The sequence below is a fragment of the Bradyrhizobium aeschynomenes genome (genome assembly GCF_013178945.1).
GTDB lineage: Bacteria > Pseudomonadota > Alphaproteobacteria > Rhizobiales > Xanthobacteraceae > Bradyrhizobium > Bradyrhizobium aeschynomenes.
The window spans coordinates 562,531-580,560 of the sequence record NZ_JABFDM010000004.1 but is presented as its reverse complement, the minus strand read 5'-3'; the positions used below and the strand labels follow the sequence as shown (position 1 = coordinate 580,560).

Sequence of the window (18,030 nt, the reverse complement as noted above, 5' to 3'; positions counted from 1 at the left end):
GAGCTTGCGGAGCTGTCATACATGCCCTCTCCCACAAGGGGAGAGGGCACGGTATCGAACAGCGAGAATGCTTAGAAACTTGGTTTTCCATGCTTTGAACGTGCAAAGCTCGCACGCTCAATTCTCCGTCACGCCCGCTTCGTGCGGCGTGAACTGATAGACCGAGGAGCAGAACTCGCAGGTGACGACGACCTTGTCGTCCTGCACCATGTCGGCGCGGTCCTGGGCGGAGAAGCTCTTCAGCATGTTGGCGACCGCATCGCGCGAGCAGGAGCAACGCGCCTGCAGCGACACGAGATCGAATACGCGGACGCCGCGCTCGTGGAACAGACGATACAGCAGCCGTTCGCCCGACAGCGAGGGATCGATCAGCTCGACGTCCTCGACGGTGGCGACCAGCGACTGGCCCTCGACCCAGGCCTCGTCTTCTTCGACCGCATGCAGTTCGGTACCTTCAGGGGCATCGCCGGGATGCAGGTCGGCCTGGCGCAGACGCTCCGGCGCTTGCGGCAGGAACTGGGTCAGCAGGCCGCCGGCGCGCCAGCGGTGCTTGCCGCCGCTCCACTCCTCGCCGACGGCGAGACGGACGCGAGTCGGGATCTGCTCGGAGCGCAGGAAGTATTCGTGCGCGGCCTCCTCCAGGCTACCGCCGGTGAGCGCAACCAGGCCCTGGTAGCGGCTCATGTCAGGGCCCTGGTCGATGGTCATGGCCAGATGGCCCTTGCCGAGCAGGCCGCCGGAATCCTTGGCTTCGCTCAGCCGCGCCTCGTCGTAGCGCGCATAGGCGCGCAGACGGTCTGGCGCCTGGAAGTCGACTACCAGGAACGACACCGGACCGTCGGTCTGGGTTTGCAGGATGAAGCGGCCGTCGAACTTCAGCGAGGACCCGAGCAAGGTCGTCAGCACGATGGCCTCGCCGAGCAGCTTGCCGACCGGGGCGGGATAGGCGTGCTTGGTGAGGATGTCGTCGAGCGCGGGCCCCATGCGGGTCAGCCGCCCGCGCAGATCGAGCGCCGCGACCTCGAACGGCAGCACGGCGTCATCGACCGGCACGGCGGACGGCGCGCGGCTGGTGTCGAGGTTGATGTCTTTGTCGGGGAGGAAGGTCATGGCGCCTATTTGGGGACGATGCAGGGAAAGTGAAGGGGGGTCTGGAACTAGCGCATACGGCGGGCTCCGTATACCTTCACGTCAACAGAGATAGCCCGGATGAGGGGCTAGGTTGATGCCACAAGCACCGCATCATCGACCAACCGGCAAGCGCATTCGCAACTTTGCGAGAGCGATGCGCCAAGCGCCAACCGATGCCGAAGCCGCAATGTGGCGACTGCTTCGCGACCGGCGATTGTCACAGTTCAAGTTTCGCCGCCAAGTGCCGTTCCGCTCGTACATCCTCGACTTCGTCTGCTTCGAGCAGCGGCTGGTCATTGAGATCGATGGAAGTCAGCATGCCGATGCGAAGGGCGATCGGACAAGAGACGAAGTGCTTGCCAGCGAAGGATTCAGGGTTGCGCGATACTGGAACAATGACGTGCTGCAGAAACGAACCGCGGTTCTCGAGGACATCCTGGACAAGCTGAGCAAGCGGAGAGAGACCCCTCACCCGCCATGATCGAGCTGCGCTCGATCACGGCACCCTCTCCCACTCAGGCAATCGCTACGCGATTGCCTGAGTGGGAGAGGGTGCACCGAGCAAGCCGCGCGATCTCCACGCGAGCCTACTCTATTGTGGTAGTCCGTCTACGCCGATCGAACGATCAGCTGCTTCACGGTGCTCATGACTGCGCCCTCTCCCCTTGTGGGAGAGGGCCACGCAGCCGGCAACTCCAAACTCACTCGGGTGAGGGGTTCGTGCCTCAATATGCAGGCCTGAGCCCGGGGCAACCCCTCACCCGGTTTCCATGCTTCGCATGGAAACCACCCTCTCCCACAAGGGGAGAGGGTGCACCGAATGCTTGGCTCGAAGCTCGATCCCACTACTAGAGCTGCTATCGGACCCTACGCCCGCTCGCCGAAACACCAGGCCAGGATGCCCTTTTGTGCATGCAGGCGGTTTTCGGCTTCGTCGAACACCACCGACTGCGGGCCATCGATCACCTCGTCGGTGACCTCCTCGCCGCGGTGGGCGGGCAGGCAGTGCATGAAGATCGCTTCCGGCTTGGCCAGCGACATCAGCTTGGAATTGACCTGATAGGGCTTGAGCAAATTGTGGCGGTGCTCGCCGTCCTTGTCGCCCATCGAGACCCAGGTGTCGGTGACGACGCAGTCGGCGTTCTTCACCGCGACGTCCGGATCATGGCCGAGATGGATGTCGGCCTTGGTGGCGCGGATGAAGTCCTTCATCGGCTTGCCCGGCGAGAGCTGCGGCGGGGTGGCGACGTTGAGGCGGAACTTGAAGCGCTCGGCGGCATGCGCCCAGGAGGCCAGCACGTTGTTGTCGTCGCCGGTCCAGGCCACGGTGCGGCCCTCGATCGAGCCGCGATGCTCCTCGAAGGTCATCACGTCGGCCATCACCTGGCACGGATGCGAGCGCCGCGTCAGGCCGTTGATGACCGGCACGGTGGCGTGCGCGGCGAGCTCCAGCAGCGCCTCGTGGCTGAGGATGCGGATCATGATGGCGTCGACATAGCGCGACAGCACGCGCGCGGTGTCGGCGATGGTCTCGCCGCGACCGAGCTGCATCTCGGTGCCGGTCAGCATGATCGCCTCGCCGCCGAGCTGGCGCATGCCGACGTCGAACGACACCCGCGTACGCGTCGACGGCTTGTCGAAGATCATCGCCAGCACCTTGCCGTCGAGCGGCTTCTTCGCCGGCTCATTGGCCTTCAGCGTCTTCTTCATCCGGCTGGACAGCGCCAGCATGTTGCGCAGCTCTTCGACCGGCATCTCGGTGAGATCGAGAAAGTGACGCGGCGTGTTGCCCATGGTCCTGCTCATGATGCGGCCGCCTGCTTGGCAGGACCGCCCGACAACGCCGTGCAGGCGCGATCGAGCATCTCGACCGATTGTTCGATTTCGGATTCAGTGACGATCAGCGGCGGCAGGAAGCGCACGACGTTGTCGCCGGCGCCGACCGTGAGCAGCTTCTGGTCGCGCAACGCCGCCACCAGATCACCGGAGGGCACCACTGCCTTGATGCCGATCAACAGGCCCTCGCCACGGATCTCGGAGATGACATCGGGATGACGGTCGACGACCGACGCGAGCTTCTGTTTGAGCAGCAGCGACATCTTGCGGACGTGATCGAAGAAGCCGGGTGCGAGCATCACGTCGAGCACCGCATTGGCCGCCGACACCGCCAGCGGATTGCCGCCGAACGTCGAGCCGTGGGTGCCCGGCGTCATGCCGGACGCGGCCTCGGCGGTCGCGAGTACCGCGCCGATCGGGAAGCCGCCGCCGAGCGCCTTGGCGAGCGACATCACGTCAGGCGTGACGCCGAGCCAGCGATGCGCGAACAGATCGCCGGTGCGGCCCATGCCGGTCTGGACCTCGTCGAACACCAGCAGCAGGCCGTTGTCGTCGCAGAGCTGACGTAGCGCCTTGTAGAACGACAGCGGCGCGGTGCGCACACCGCCCTCGCCCTGCACCGGCTCGACCAGGATGCCTGCAGTGTGCGGGCCCATCGCCTTCTTCACGGCCTCGAGGTCACCGAGCGGAACCTGATCGAAGCCGTCCATCGGCGGACCGAAGCCGTCGAGATATTTTGCGGAACCGGTCGCGGCGAGCGTCGCCAAGGTGCGGCCGTGGAACGCGCCTTCGAACGTAATGATACGGTAACGTTCAGGATGGCCCTTCGCCGCATGATATTTGCGCGTGATCTTGATCGCGCCTTCCATCGCCTCGGCGCCGGAATTGGCGAAGAACACGTAGTCCGCGAAGCTCTGCTCACACAGCCTGTTGGCGAGGCGCTCGCCGTCCGGGCTCTTGAACAGGTTCGACATGTGCCACAGCTTGGTGGCCTGCTCCTGCAGCGCCTTGACGAGATGCGGATGCGCATGGCCGAGCGAATTGACGGCGACGCCGGAGGTGAAGTCGAGATAGCGATCACCATTGGTCGCGATCAGCCACGCGCCTTCGCCGCGCTCGAACGACAGATCGACCCGGGCGAATACGGGGAGAAGATGCGTAGCAGCAACACTTGTCATGGCGATCACATGAGCTGACGGGTGGCCGAGACACGCGCCATGCGATGCCATCGCGCATCAGGGACCCCACCCTGGAAAACAAAATGTGCCGCCTTTTCAAGGCGGCACGTGCACCTATTGTATGCGGGCGGCGGTGGGAGTCAACTACGCGTAAGCTGATGGCCCGGCGCCGGTCCGTGAGATTGCGGGCGCATGACATAGCTCAAAACATGCCACACGGAACCGCGGAATGTGTGGACGGTGACCACCGACTCTTGCGCGAGAGTCACGCCATATTGTAGCGTTTTCAGCGTCGAGTACGACATCTCGTGCGGCAGTTCTGATCCCTCTAGGAGTTCTTGAGTTCGCGTAACGTCCGGGTGCTTCACGCGCTCCCGGCGAGGGATAAGGGATTCTGCCGGCAGGGGTTTTTGAGACAAATATCGCAGCGCCGTCCCAGAATTGGCCGGCGCAACGCGAAGGGAAAGGTTCGATGACGGTATTGACCTGGTCCGACGATCGCGTCGAGCAGCTGAAGAAACTCTGGGAGGCCGGACTGTCGGCCAGCCAGATCGCCGCGGAACTCGGAAACGTGACGCGCAATGCCGTGATCGGCAAGGTGCACCGGCTGGGCCTCTCCGGCCGCGCCAAGAGCCCGGCGACCGCAGCACCGCGCCAGCGCAAGGCGGCCCGTCCGGCGCAGCCGATGATGCGCGTGGCCCGTCCGGTGGCCCGCGGCAACACGGCGCTCGCACAGGTTTTCGAGGTCGAGGCAGAGCCCGATCCGGTTGCATTCGATAACGTCGTGCCGATGAACCAGCGGCTGTCGCTGCTGGAGCTCAATGAAGCGACCTGCCACTGGCCGGTCGGCGATCCATCCAGCCCGGACTTCTTCTTCTGCGGCGGCAAGGCGCTCGCCGGCCTGCCCTATTGCGCGCAGCATTCGCGCGTCGCCTATCAGCCCGCGGCAGACCGGCGCCGTCAGCCGGCGAAGTCGACGACGCGCTGAGCGCGCGCCGCGCCAACTAACAAGCCATGAGGATGGCCCGGCTCGCGCCGGGCCTTTTGATTCTGGGCGGTCAGGATCCGCGTTGCGGCCGAGGCTGCGGGAAGCACGCCGTGAAGGCCGCGCCGTTGCGCGGCACGCTCTCGATCAGCAGCCGGCCGCGATGCCGGTTGAGGATGTGCTTCACCAGCGACAGGCCGAGGCCCGTGCCGCCCTGAGCGCGGCTGTCGCCGACATCGACGCGATAGAAGCGTTCGGTCAGGCGCGGCAGATGCTCCGGCGCGATGCCGGGGCCGAAATCACGCACCTTGACCCGGATCTCCGGCGCGTTCTCGGCCGAGACGGCCTGCTCCAGCGACACGACCACGCGGCCGCCGGAGGCGCCATATTTCAGCGCGTTCTCGATCAGGTTCTCGAACACGCGCAGCAACTCCTCGCGGTCGCCGGCAATGGTGACCGGCGCCTCCGGCAGGCTGGTCTCGATCACCACCTGACGCTCCCTGGCCAGCGGCTCGAGACCGTCGGTGACCTGGCGGATGATCGGAACGACATCGACCAGCGTGTCGGGCCGGACATGCGCCGACAGCTCCACGCGCGACAGCGACAGGAGGTCGTCGATCAGCCGCGCCATCCGCGTGGCCTGGGTATGCATGATGCCGAGGAAGCGCTCGCGCGCCTTGGGATCGTCCTTGGCCGGGCCCTGCAAGGTGTCGATGAAGCCGGACAGCGCGGCGAGCGGCGTGCGCAGCTCGTGGCTGGCATTGGCGACGAAATCGGCGCGCATCTCCTCGACCCGGCGCAGCGGGGTCAGGTCGCGGAATGTCATCAGCATGCATTTGTCGGTGCCGCCGAACGCGGTCGGCACCGGAACGGGGACGATGACCAGCTCCATCCAGCGGTCGACCGGCACGTGGTCATGATAGCTGGCGCGCCGGATCTCGGTGGTGGCGATCGCCTCGCGCAGCGCGGTGATGATCTCCGGCGAGCGCAGCGCGAACTGGGCGAGCTCGCCCTTGCGCAGAGCCGGCGCGAGCTGCGCGGCCGCCGCGTTGAGATGGATGACGCGGCCGGCGCGGTCGAGCAGCACGGCGGGATCGGGGATGCCGTCGACGACGGCGCTGACGGCCGGCGCTTCCACGGGATTGCCGTGGCGCTCCTCCTCGCGCTTGGCGACCGCGCTGTGCAGCCGCCACGGCACCAGCGCGGCGGCGGCGATGCAGAGAAACACCGCCAGCGCCCGCAGTGGCAGCAGCTCGTCGAGCAGCACCAGCCCTGCCAGCGCCAGCGCGGCGGCCAGCAGAATGATGGCCGAGTGGCGCAGCCGGTCCGGCCACGGCGTGAAGATGGTCAGGCTGGAGTGGGGGGGAGCGTCGAGGGCCATCGCGTCCTAGTCTGCTCCCCTTGTCGCGTCAGGCACCGGAATCGCTGCGCTTCCTCACATAAGCGGCCTCGGGCGGGGGGCCTGGATCGAGGCTGAGCGCCGCCTGGCGCAGCCGCTTCGACCTGGCGCTGATGATAACCTCCCGAAACGTCAGCAGGATTACAGAAATGAGGAACGGCGCCAAATAATACAGCATCCGGAACAGCAGCATTCCGGCGAGCAGCTCCTCGCGGTCCATCTGCCAGAGGCCGACGAGCATGGCGGCGTCGAACACGCCGAGCCCGCCCGGCGAGTGGCTGGCAAAGCCGAGCAGCGTCGCGGAGACGAAGATCACGGCGACCACGACGAAGCCGAGATTGGGCTCGTCCGGCACCAGCACGTACATCGCCAGAGCGCAGAAGCCGAGATCGACGATGCCGATCACGATCTGCAGGAGTGTCAGCGGCCCGCCCGGCAGCACCACGGTCCACGGTCCGCGGCCGACCACGCGCGGCTTGGTCCAGACCCAGGCGACATAGCCCATCAGCCCGACCAGGATGGCGATCGCCGCCATGCGGTTGACCCAGGGCGGCAGCTGGTCGATCGAGGCCGCGGCCTCCGGATGATAGCAGATGCCCATGCCGAGCACGGCGGCGTTGCCGAGCCAGAAGGTCAGGCCGGCGAGGAAGCAGATCTTGGCGACGTCGATCGCGTTCAGCCCATGGGCCGAATAGATGCGGTAGCGCACGGCGCCGCCGGTGAACACGCTGGCGCCGACATTGTGGCCGATCGAATAGCTGGTGAAGGCGGCCAGCGCATTGATGCGATACGGCACGTGGTCGTGGCCGATCGCACGCACCGCGAACAGGTCGTAGAAGGTCAGCGTGAAATAGCCAGCGGCGACGAACAAAGCGGCGAGCGCGATCTGGTGCGGCTCCGTGCTCTTGATCGCCTCGAGCACCTCGTAGGTGTCGATGCCGCGCAGCATGTGGTAGAGGACGTAGCAGGCGACCGCGATGACGGCGATGCTGATGAGCACGCCGAGCTTGTGCAGGACTTGCTTCTCGCGCAGGAACGTGGCCGCTCCGCGTATGGCTTCAAGCATCTACACCTCTCACCGTGATCCGATCACGACGGCCGGGGACAGGGCGCCCTGGAGGTCGCCACGTCATATGCGCATACAACGCCCTCGTAGCGCGTTTCGACGCATTGGGGAACAAGGGGCGTGTGAACAAAAGCGTACACATGGTTATACTTAGCAGGCTTTACGGAATTGCTATGCACCNCACATGGTTATACTTAGCAGGCTTTACGGAATTGCTATGCACCCTTTTGCCGCACATGGGGCAAGGAGGCGGCACGGCACATGAGGCATGACGGACGGCAAGATCGCCGCACCGTCCCGTTCAACCTGCGCACGGCCGGTTAAACTTCGGTGAGGAGCGCCGATCTGCGGGCTTTTCTGGGGGGCTCCGGGCCGGCCTGACGCATGACCAGACGATAAGCGCCGGCTGCCGCTTTGACAGGCCAAGCTGTTGTCAAACCTTCGTGTCTCGCGGCCACACGGGGCTCGGCAGGAGGGGCTTACGCGGGTCTCGCCCTCGCGTCAGGCCGCCGACCGCTGCCGCATGCTGCGCGTCACCACCAGCGCCCGCAGCCAGGTGCCGATCGCGCAGCCGAGCAGATAGGGAACGAACAGGATCAGCAGCAGCTCGAGCCAGTAGCCGGCCCGGCCGGGAACGATGCAGGCGGCGGTCGCCGCCACCAGTCCCGCTGCCAGCGCCGCCAGCAGCCAGGTCAGCCAGCCTGACACGCCCGGCGCCCGGTGAACCACCGCGACCCAACCCATGGCCAGCCCGATGGCGAAGGCGCCGGCCAGCCAGCCCCAGTGGAAGGCAACGAGATAGGCCATGACGTCACCTCACCACGAATTCGATGCGCCGGTTCTGCGCCCGGCCGTCGCCGGTGTCGTTCGACGCAACCGGCTGAGTGCTGCCATAGCCGATCGCGGAGAAGCGGTCGGCCGGCAGCCCGGCCCTGGTCAGGTAGTCGACCACGGCCTGGGCGCGCTTCTGCGAAAGCACCTGATTTGCAGCCGCATCGCCCTCGCCGTCGGTGTGGCCGATGATCTCGACATTGGCGGCGGGGCAGCGGAAGGCGATCTCGACCATGCGGTCCAGCAAGCCGGTGGAATCCCGGTCGAGGTCGCTGCGGCCGGTCTCGAAGCGGATCTTGGCCTTGCCGAGCACGTTCGTGAACAGCTGCTGGCACACCGTCGGGTCGACCGGGGCTGCGGCCGGCTTGACCGTGATCTCCGCCTTGACCTGCCAGCCCTGCGGGACCTCCTTGGCGAGCCCCGTCCGGATCTGGGCGGCGGCGGCGTCGTAGAGCGCATCGCCGGAAATCTTGATGTCGCGATCCGAGACCACCAGCGTGCCGGTCGACAGCCGCGACAGCGCGCCGAGCGCCGGCACCACCGCGTTCACGAAATTCGTCGGCGCACCGACGCTGTTCTTGAGATTGTCGACGACCTTCTCGTTGAAGAACTTGCGCGAGGACGAGCCGACCACGACGGCATGGATGTTCTCGTCGGGCACGTTGCCGGCGAGCGTCACGGTGACCGCGACCGGATCCTTGTAGGCCTGGAAGATGTAGGGCGGCGCCTTGACCTCGTTATTGGCGACCTTGAAGCCGTCCGGCAGCTTGCCGAGCGCGGCGGCGAGCGCTTCGCGGCCGCCGAGCTCGCGGGCCATGCCGGTCAGCGTGACGTCGCCGTCCGAGATCGTGAACCGGCCGTCCTTCAGCTTGCCGATCTGGCCGATCAGCAGCAGCGCCGCATCCTCGAAGCGCGGCGGCGCGCCGCGGGCCAGACCCATCTGGTCCGCGACCTCGACGCCCGGAAGCGCCGCACGCGTCGCCTCCATCAGCCTCCCCTTGAGCGCCGGCAGCGGCGCGCTGCCGGCCAGGGTCACGCGCACGACGTCGCGCTCGGCCGACCACACGAACGGCTTGGCCTCGGGCACCAGCCGGGTCTGGTCGTTGACGAGCCGCACGCCGGCCACGGCATCGACCGCAGACACCGCATCACGACGTCCGGCCTCGGAAAACGCGTCGGCGCGCAGCGAGACGTCGCGGCCGTCGACGGCGATGCTGGTCTTGTCGAGAACGGCTCCCTTGAGTGCGGCCGAACTGCGGCCCGCGAGATCATTTTCCAGCGGAACGGTGCTGGTCCAGGCGGCAAAGCCCCAAAGCACGATCAGCGGGATGACGCCGGGCCACCATTTGCCGCTCCACCTGAAAAGTCCGCGCATTCGTCATCCGTCGCATCGAGGAAGCAGAGAGAAAACAAACCCTTGCGGGCCTGTCAAACCGGAAATCATCGCGGCCCTCCGGTACGTTTCGACCGGAGGCTAAGGGTTTGTTCAATCATTCGTCGGTAACCTTGTCCCGACATCCACCGGGCCGCTTATTTCAGATGAGGCGATTTCGCAAAACCTTTATCCGCGCCGGCCTGGAAGCGCTGTATCTCAGCGGCGCGCATGTCTGGCTGCGACCAATTTTCTCAGGCGTCGGCGCGATCTATACGCTGCATCACGTGCGGCCGCGGCGCGACGACGATTTCCAGCCCAATTGTCATCTGGAAGTCACCCCCGAATTCCTCCGCGAGATGCTGTCGCATCTGCGCGACCACGACATCGAGATCATCACGCTCGACGAGTTGCACCACCGGCTGGTGGAGCGCAATTTCGCGCGCCGCTTTGCCTGCTTCACCTTCGACGACGGCTATCGCGACAACCGCGACTACGCCCTGCCTGTGATGCGCGAATTCGCGGCGCCGTTCACGATCTATGTGACGAGCGACTTCGCAGAAGGCCGCGGACGGCTGTGGTGGGTGGCGCTCGAGCTCGTCGTCGCGAAGGCCGAGACGATCGAGATCGAGATCGGCGGCCTTGCGCTGCGGCTCGATGCATCGACGCCGGCAGCCAAATGCGTGACGTTCCAGCGCCTGCACGACTGGCTGCGGTCGTTGCCCGGGGACCACGACATCCAACGCGAGATCGGCGCGCTCTGCGCCAGGAACGGCATCGACGAAGCCTCGATCTGCCGCGAACTCTGCATGTCCTGGGACGAGTTGAAGGCGCTGTCGGCCGAGCCGCTCGTCTCGATCGGCGCGCATTCGATCAGCCACTGCAATCTCGCCAAGCAGAGCGAGGAGACGGCGAGGATCGAGATTGCCGAAAGCCGGACGCGGATCGAGACCGAGTTGCAGCGATCCGTGCTGCACATGGCCTATCCCTACGGCGATCGCGCCGCCGCGGCGCAGCGGGAATTCGTGCTGGCCGCGGCGAGCGGCTACAAGACTGCGGTGACGACGCGGCCCGGCATGATCTTCGCAGAGAGCGCCGATCATCTCACCGCTCTATCGCGTGTCTCGTTGAACGGGCACTACCAGGATGCCCGCGTGCTGCCGGTGCTGACCTCCGGCGCGGCGACCGCGATGTGGAACGGCTTCCGCCGCATCGACGCGGCGTAAGGCCGCCTTCACGCCCTCCTCCGGCCGAATTTCGGCTCATTCGCGCGACTGCGTCTCACTTGACAGTGCCGGCGCGTCCTGCCCACAAGCGCACGACATAAGGAAAGGGAGGCACCATGCTCAACAATCTGTTCTCGCTCGAAGGACGCATCGCGCTCGTCACCGGCGGCTCGCGCGGCATCGGCAGGATGATCGCCTCCGGCCTGCTCGCGCATGGCGCGGCGCGGGTCTACATCACCGCGCGCAAGGCCGGTCCGTGCGAGGAGACCGCGAAGGCGCTGACGGCCGAATTTGGCGGCGAATGCATCGCGCTGCCGATCGACATCTCGACCATGACCGGCATCGACATGCTGGCCGCCGAGATCACGAAGCGCGAGCCCAAGCTCGACATCCTCGTCAACAATGCCGGCGCGGCGTGGGGCGCCGACTTCGACGAATTCCCGGAGAGCGGCTGGGACAAGGTGATGAATCTGAACCTGAAGACGCCGTTCTTCCTGACCAAGGCGCTGGCGGCTCCCTTACGCGCGGCGGCGAGCGCCGAGCGGCCGGCCAAGGTGATCAATATCGCCTCGATCGACGGCATCTTCGTCAATCCGCTGGAGACCTATTCCTATGCGGCGAGCAAGTCCGGCCTGATCCATCTGACGCGGCGCATGGCGGCGAAGCTGATCAAGGACCACATCGTGGTGACGGCGATCGCACCGGGCCCGTTCAAGTCCGACATGAACAAGGCGGCGCGCGACAATGCCGACGAGGTCGCCGCGCGCGTTCCCGCGGGCCGCATCGGCACTGACGAGGACATGGCGGGGACGGCCATCTTCCTCGCGTCGCGCGCAGGGGACTACGTGGTGGGGAATACGATCGCCGTCGACGGAGGCATCGTGTACGCCAACCCGGGCATTCCGGGCGCGGGCTGGGATAGCTGAGGCCGAAGCCGTCGCTCCACCAACGGTGTCGTCCCTGCGAACGCAGGGACCCATAGCCACCGCCGGCAGTGGTAGGCGTAGGGCATTGCCACCGTGCTCATACCGCGACATCACGCGGTATGGGTCCCGGGTCGGCGCCTGACGCTGCTGGCGCGGCGTCAGGCTTGCCCGGGACGACACCTGGGTCGAGGATCAGGTCTCGATCTTCACGTACTCGAAATCGCCCGGCTTGTTGTCGATGCCGACCTTGGGCGGGGCGATCCAGGAGGCGTATTCGCCGATTTCCGTCACCGGCTTCATCAGCGAGGAGATGTAGGCGCCGTCGTCGGCCGAGGGCAGCCAGTCGCCCTTGCGCTTCTGCCAGGTGCCCGCGTCGATCAGGATGCCGTCGGGCGTCGCATGGACGTCCTTGAACTCGCCGATCGCGCGGTGGAAAGCGGTATGCGGCAGCTTCAGCTCGAAGTCGTAGCCGGCCGTGGTGATGATCTTGTTCCAGCGCAACAGACCCTTGATGCAGTCCTGCGAGTAGTCGTCGCGCAGGCGCATGTTGAGTGCGGTCAAGGCCGGCTCGTCGACCCGCTTGATCTCGCCATCGACCAGTTTGAGCACCGGATAGGTCGAGTTCTTGAGCTGGTGGTCGTCCTGGATCTGGGTCTCGTGGTAGCGGCCCTTGATGCCGGCGTTGAAGGCGTTCGCCGCGTTGGTCGAGACCTCCGAGCCGAACAGATCGAGCGACAGCGTGTAGTGCAGATTCAGCTTCTTCTGGATCGTCGGCAGGTCGATGACGCCGAGCGCGCGCACCTTGGCGATATCGGTGGGATCATCGATGCCGGCGGAGCGCATCGCATCGACGGTGCGCTGGATGACGCGGCCGACGCCGGTCTCGCCGACGAACATGTGGTGCGCCTCTTCGGTCAGCATGAAGCGGCAGGTGCGCGACAGCGGATCGAAGCCGGACTGCGCGAGTGAGTGCAGCTGCATCTTGCCGTCGCGGTCGGTGAAGTAGGTGAACATGAAGAAGGACAGCCAGTCCGGCGTCTTCTCGTTGAAGGCGCCGAGCATGCGTGGGCTGTCCGCATCGCCCGAGCGGCGGCGCAAGAGCTCGTCGGCTTCCTCGCGGCCGTCGCGGCCGAAATATTTCTGCAGCAGGTAGACCATCGCCCAGAGGTGACGGCCCTCCTCGACGTTGACCTGGAACAGGTTGCGCATGTCGTAGAGCGACGGAGCGGTCTTGCCGAGATGGCGCTGCTGCTCGACGGAGGCCGGCTCGGTGTCGCCCTGGATCACGATCAGGCGGCGCATCAGCGCGCGATATTCGCCGGGGACCTCCTGCCACGCGGGCTCGCCATAGTGCTCGCCGAACGGAATCTTGCGGTCCTCTTCCTGGGGAGCCAGCAGAATACCCCAGCGGTAGTCGGGCATCTTGACGTAGTCGAACTTGGCCCAGCCGCGCGGATCGACGGAATAGGCCGTGCGCAGGTAGACCAGCGACTGCTGAAAGCCCTCCGGGCCCATGTCGTTCCACCAGTCGACGTAGCCGGGATGCCAGCCTTCCAGCGCCTTGAGGACCTGGCGGTCCTCGGCGAGATTCACGTTGTTCGGAATCTTGGTCGAGTAGTCGACGTTCATGATGTTCATGTTCATGGCGTGCCTCCCTGAATTCGTTCGAGCTGCGTCGCTCGTGGATGGCCGGGTCACGCCCGGCCATGACTGATGAGAACTATACGCGCGTCATGTCGTATTGCGGCCGCTCGCCGGTGCCGTAGCGCCGGAGTGCGCCTTCCTCACCGACCGCGTTGGGACGCTGGAAGATCCAGTTCTGCCAGGCGGTGAGGCGGGCGAAGATCTTCGATTCCATCGTCTCGGGACCGGCGAAGCGCAGATTGGCTTCGAGACCGGTGAGGCTGTCCGGCGAGAAGCTGGCGCGCTCCTCGAAGAAGACGCGGATCTCGTCCTCCCAGTCGATGTCGTCGAGCGCGAAGGTGACGAGGCCGAGCTCTTCGGCCTCCTCGGCCTCCAGCGGTTTGCCGACATTCTCGCGCACACGATCGAGATCAGCGGGATCGGCGAGGAAGCGCGATTCCAGCCGCGTCAGGCCATGGCTCATCGGATAGGGACCGAAATTCACCGCCGACAATTCGATCGCCGGCGCTGGGCGGTTGTCGCCCTGGATGGTGCCGATCAGCATGTAGGAACGGTCCGAGGCGAACACGAGCTCGGCCAAGGTGCCGGCGAAGCAGGAGCCGGGCTCGACCAGGGTCACCAGCGTGCGCGACGTCACGTCGATGCGCTTGAGCACGCGCTTCCAATAGTGCCTGATCTCGTTGACCAGCCAGTGCGCCTTGTTGGCCTCCAGGAAGGCGTCGTGCGCCAGCACCTGGGCGCGGTCGCCATGCGACTTGAACACGAGCATGGCGATGCCGAGCTCGTTGATGCGCAGATGCAGGATGGCGTCATCGAGCTCGCGCGCGACCTGCAGCGGCCAGAACGCGGCGCCCTGCCCGATCATGCCGTCGATGTCGGTCGGGGGCGCGGCCTCGGGAGCCGAGATGGTGATCGTGGCGATGCGGGCGGCACGGTCGATGTCGACATTGACGAAGCCGTAGCGCACGCTCGACGCGTCGATCACTCGCTTGAGCGGCGTCAACTGAACGCCCTTTCCGCTGGCGTTGCGCTTGGACGTGGCCGCGAACTCCTTGGCGCGCTCGGCGACCTTGGCATCGACCTTGGAATTCGGCGCGATCTCGTCGACCAGGCGCCACTGCACGGCGCGCTTGCCCTTGACGCCCTCCTCCGTGGTGCAAAACGCGTCCGCACGGTCACGGCGGACCTTGCGCTTGTCGACGACGCGGGTGAGGCCGCCGGTGCCGGGCAGCACGGCGAGCAGCGGCACCTCCGGCAGCGACACGGAGGACGAGCCGTCATCGGCGAGGATGATGTGGTCGGTGGCGAGCGCGAGCTCATAGCCGCCGCCGGCGGCCGTGCCGTTCACGACGGTGATGAAGCGCTGGCCGGAATTCTCGGATGAATCCTCGAAGCCGTTGCGGGTCTCGTTGGTGAACTTGCAGAAGTTGACCTTGTGGGCATGGGTGGCGCCCGCGAGCATGCGGATATTGGCGCCGGCGCAGAACACGCGCGGCTTGGCCGAGCGCAGCACCACGACCTTGACCTCTGGGTGCTCGAAACGCAGCCGCTGCACGGCATCCGCCAATTCGATGTCGACGCCGAGATCATAGGAATTCAGCTTGAGCTGGTAACCCTCGAACAGGCCGCCATTCTCGTCGACGTCCATCGCGAGCGTCGCCACCTCGCCGTCGATCGAGAGCTTCCAATGCTTGTAGCGGGAGGGATCGGTCTGGAAATCGATGAACGTCTTGCCTCCCGCGAGCACGCGGTCTTCCCCGGCCATGAGTCACCCTTACGTTGGAGTGCTTTATCGTTGAGATGTAAAATAATGCATGTTCTTTCGGACGTCTACGTAAAAATGGCGAAACATGCATTTTATTTCATGTTCATGAGCCCGGCGCGGGCAAGGTGGCGACCGCGAACTCGGCGATAACCCGCAAGGTGGCCTCGGGCGCCTCGCGATGCGGGGAATGGCCGGTCTCCGGCAGCATGGTCACTTCGACCGGGCAGTAGCATTCCTCCTGGATGATCTCGACCTGGCGGACGGTGCCGTACTGATCGTCGACACCCTGGATCACGGCCACGGGGACGCGGATGTAGGCGAGATCGCCGGTGATGTCCCAGGCGCGGAACGCCGGATCGAGCCAGGCGCCGTTCCAGCCATGGAACGCGTTGTCGACGTCCTTGTGCCAGCGCGCGAGCTTGGCGCGCAGCTCGGTGGTTTCGTAGGCCGTCTTGATCGCGGCGATGGACGCCACCGAGACGTCCTCGACGACGACATGGGGGGCGATCAGCACGATGCCGTCGAGGCGATGGTCGGCTTGGCTGCCGGCATAGATCGCGGCGATCGACGCGCCATCGGAATGGCCGACGAGCAAACCGCGCTGGAAGCCAATGAGGTCGAGCAGTTTCGGCAGCACATCGTGCGCCTCGCGCTGCATGTAGTCGAGCGGGCGCGGCAGGGTCACCGGGGTGGAGGCGCCGTAGCCGGCACGGGAATAGGCGAACACGGAGGCGCCGGTGGCGGATTGCAGCTTGTCGGGAAAATCGCCCCACAGGCCGACGGAGCCGAGGCCTTCATGCAGCAGCACGATGCACGGGGCGCCGGATGGCTGCGGACCGATCAAGCGATATTCGAGTGAGGCGCCGTCGATGGCGAGGAAGCCGTTAGCTTCGAGCGTCATGCGCTATTCTCTCCTTCGTCATGCCCGGGCTTGACCCGGGCATCCACGTCTTTCCTTCTCGCAGAGAGATGGATGGCCGGGTCAAGCCCGGCCATGACGACAACTAACAGCAGGGCCAACTCACGGGCAGGAAGACCAACTACTGACTCGCTCCCTCGCGCAGCTTGAAGCGCTGGATCTTGCCGGTGGCGGTTTTCGGTAAGGAGTCCACCACCTCGATCCAGCGCGGGTACTTCCATGGGCCGATCTTCTGCTTGACGTGATCCTTCAGCGCCTCGTGCAGCGTCGCGCGATCGACGCTCGGGCGCAGCACCACATAGGCCTTCGGCTTCAGCAGCCCTTCCGGATCGGCTTCCGGCACGACCGCGGCTTCCAGCACCGAGGGATGCGTGATCAGCGCGCTCTCGACCTCGAACGGCGACACCCAGATGCCGGAGACCTTGAACATGTCGTCGGAGCGGCCACAGAAGGTGTAGCGCCCCTCGGCGTCGCGGACATATTTGTCGCCGGTGCGCGTCCAGTAGCCCTCGAAGGTCGAACGGGTCTTGTGGCGCTGATTCCAATAGCCCTCGCCGGCCGACGGCGCATGCACCAGCATCTCGCCGACCTCGCCGTCCGGCACGCCCTCGCCGGCCTCGTTGACGAGGCGGACCTGATAGCCCGGGACGGGACGCCCCGAAGAGCCGTATTTGATATCGCCCGGCGCGTTCGACAGGAAGATGTGCAGCAGCTCGGTGGAGCCGACGCCATCGAGAATGTCGACGCCGAAGCGCGCCTTCCAGGCATTGCCGACGGATTCCGGCAGCGCCTCGCCGGCCGAGGTGCAGATGCGCAAGGCGCTGCCTGCCTTTTCGTGGCGCAGCGATTCATCGTGCAGCATCGCCGCGAACAGGGTGGGCACGCCGTAGAAGATGGTCGGGTTGTAGCGGTTGAGCAGCTTGAACATCAAGGCCGGCGTCGGGCGCTCGGAGTTGAGGATCGTGGTGGCGCCGACCGACAGCGGGAATGTCAGCGCGTTGCCGAGGCCATAGGCGAAGAACAGCTTGGCGGCGGAAAGGCAGACGTCGCTCTCGCGGATGCCGAGCACCTGGCTGGCGTAGGTCTCTGCCGTTGCGGCGAGATTGCCATGGAGATGGCGCACGCCCTTGGGCATGCCGGTCGAGCCGGACGAATACAGCCAGAACGCCGGCTCGTCCTCGTGGGTGGCGACGGTGTCGAACTGATCGCTCTCGCGCGCGAGCTCTTCCGACAGCAGCTTGTGGCCGAACGCGTTCGCGCCGGACACCACGACGCAGTCGAGATCCGGCATCCGCCCGACGATGTCTTTGACCACCGGATACAGCGCCTCGGAGACGAACAGGACGCGGGCGCGGCAGTCGGCCAGCACATAGGCGTACTGCTCCGAGGTCAGCAGCGTGTTGAGCGGCACCGGGACGATGCCGGCGCGCATCGCGCCGAGGAACACCGCGGGAAAATCCACCGTGTCGAGCATGATCATCGCCACGCGTTCCTCGCGGCGGACGCCGAGGCGGCGCAGCAGGTTGGCGACGCGGCAGGTCTGCTCTCGCAGGCCGCGATAGGTCAGCTCGGAGACCGTGTCCGTATAGGCGAGCTTCTCGCCACGTCCCGCCTCGACATTGCGGTCGAGCAACCACGACACCGCATTGTACGACTTCACGGCGTTCCTCCCCCGATTTTTGAATTATAATTCATAGAAGGCCACCAACATCGCTTGCTGTCAATCCTCTCCGGCATTATGTTTCCTAGTCA

The 18,030-nt window shown here is 65.6% G+C and carries 15 protein-coding genes; 4 read left to right on the top strand and 11 right to left on the bottom strand.

What is annotated here, in order from left to right:
* Nucleotides 1-117: 117 nt before the first annotated feature.
* Nucleotides 118-1,110 carry an Hsp33 family molecular chaperone gene (locus tag HL666_RS15535; RefSeq protein WP_172182270.1) on the bottom strand — a complete coding sequence of 331 codons (993 nt, stop codon included), beginning with the start codon at nt 1,108-1,110 and terminating at the stop codon, nt 118-120.
* A gap of 115 nt (nt 1,111-1,225) precedes the next feature.
* Between HL666_RS15535 and HL666_RS15530 the strand changes: the two genes are divergently transcribed.
* Complete coding sequence (locus HL666_RS15530) at nt 1,226-1,612, top strand: endonuclease domain-containing protein (protein WP_172182268.1); 387 nt, start codon at nt 1,226-1,228, stop codon at nt 1,610-1,612.
* Between the two features lie 386 nt (nt 1,613-1,998).
* On the opposite strand, the gene argF is transcribed toward HL666_RS15530, so the two are convergent.
* Both argF and HL666_RS15520 read right to left on the bottom strand, forming a co-directional pair.
* Complete coding sequence (argF, locus tag HL666_RS15525; protein WP_172110585.1) at nt 1,999-2,925, bottom strand: ornithine carbamoyltransferase; 927 nt, start codon at nt 2,923-2,925, stop codon at nt 1,999-2,001.
* Between the two features lie 8 nt (nt 2,926-2,933).
* Entirely contained in the window at nt 2,934-4,145 is a 1,212-nt protein-coding gene (locus tag HL666_RS15520) for an aspartate aminotransferase family protein (protein WP_172110301.1), read from the bottom strand.
* Nucleotides 4,146-4,617: 472 nt separating this feature from the next.
* Here HL666_RS15520 and HL666_RS15515 point away from each other — a divergent pair, with 472 nt between their 5' ends.
* The gene (locus tag HL666_RS15515) at nt 4,618-5,133 is read left to right on the top strand and encodes a GcrA family cell cycle regulator (RefSeq protein WP_035640797.1); all 516 of its coding nucleotides are present in this window, start codon (nt 4,618-4,620) and stop codon (nt 5,131-5,133) included.
* A 70-nt stretch (nt 5,134-5,203) separates the two neighbouring features.
* Here the strand turns inward: HL666_RS15515 and HL666_RS15510 are convergent, their stop codons facing one another.
* From HL666_RS15510 to HL666_RS15495, 4 genes are all read right to left on the bottom strand, one after another.
* A complete protein-coding gene (locus HL666_RS15510; protein ID WP_172110302.1) occupies nt 5,204-6,511 on the bottom strand; it encodes an ATP-binding protein in 1,308 nt (435 codons plus the stop codon).
* Between the two features lie 28 nt (nt 6,512-6,539).
* Nucleotides 6,540-7,595 (bottom strand): lysylphosphatidylglycerol synthase domain-containing protein, encoded by a 1,056-nt coding sequence (locus HL666_RS15505; protein ID WP_172110303.1) that lies wholly within the window; start codon nt 7,593-7,595, stop codon nt 6,540-6,542.
* Nucleotides 7,596-8,096: 501 nt separating this feature from the next.
* On the bottom strand, nt 8,097-8,402 hold the full coding sequence (locus HL666_RS15500; RefSeq protein ID WP_172110304.1) for a hypothetical protein: 306 nt from the start codon (nt 8,400-8,402) through the stop codon (nt 8,097-8,099).
* 4 nt (nt 8,403-8,406) lie between these two features.
* Nucleotides 8,407-9,801, bottom strand: a complete 1,395-nt coding sequence (locus tag HL666_RS15495; protein WP_172182266.1) for an OmpA family protein — start codon at nt 9,799-9,801, stop codon at nt 8,407-8,409.
* A gap of 164 nt (nt 9,802-9,965) precedes the next feature.
* On the opposite strand from HL666_RS15495, the gene HL666_RS15490 reads away from it, so the two are divergent.
* Nucleotides 9,966-11,024: a polysaccharide deacetylase family protein gene (locus tag HL666_RS15490; RefSeq protein WP_172134250.1), complete on the top strand. Its 1,059-nt coding sequence runs from the start codon at nt 9,966-9,968 to the stop codon at nt 11,022-11,024.
* A gap of 116 nt (nt 11,025-11,140) precedes the next feature.
* Nucleotides 11,141-11,950, top strand: coding sequence for an SDR family oxidoreductase (locus HL666_RS15485; RefSeq protein WP_172182264.1), 810 nt, complete (start codon nt 11,141-11,143; stop codon nt 11,948-11,950).
* A gap of 192 nt (nt 11,951-12,142) precedes the next feature.
* Here HL666_RS15485 and boxB read toward each other — a convergent pair whose 3' ends face one another.
* The 4 genes from boxB to HL666_RS15465 all read right to left on the bottom strand — a co-directional run bounded on the left by boxB (nt 12,143) and on the right by HL666_RS15465 (nt 17,920).
* On the bottom strand, nt 12,143-13,594 hold the full coding sequence (gene boxB / locus HL666_RS15480) for a benzoyl-CoA 2,3-epoxidase subunit BoxB (protein WP_172182262.1): 1,452 nt from the start codon (nt 13,592-13,594) through the stop codon (nt 12,143-12,145).
* 76 nt (nt 13,595-13,670) lie between these two features.
* A complete protein-coding gene (boxC, locus tag HL666_RS15475; protein WP_172182260.1) occupies nt 13,671-15,359 on the bottom strand; it encodes a 2,3-epoxybenzoyl-CoA dihydrolase in 1,689 nt (562 codons plus the stop codon).
* Nucleotides 15,360-15,462: 103 nt separating this feature from the next.
* On the bottom strand, nt 15,463-16,260 hold the full coding sequence (locus tag HL666_RS15470; protein ID WP_172110310.1) for an alpha/beta fold hydrolase: 798 nt from the start codon (nt 16,258-16,260) through the stop codon (nt 15,463-15,465).
* Between the two features lie 139 nt (nt 16,261-16,399).
* Nucleotides 16,400-17,920, bottom strand: a complete 1,521-nt coding sequence (locus HL666_RS15465) for a benzoate-CoA ligase family protein (RefSeq protein ID WP_172110586.1) — start codon at nt 17,918-17,920, stop codon at nt 16,400-16,402.
* Nucleotides 17,921-18,030: the final 110 nt, after the last annotated feature.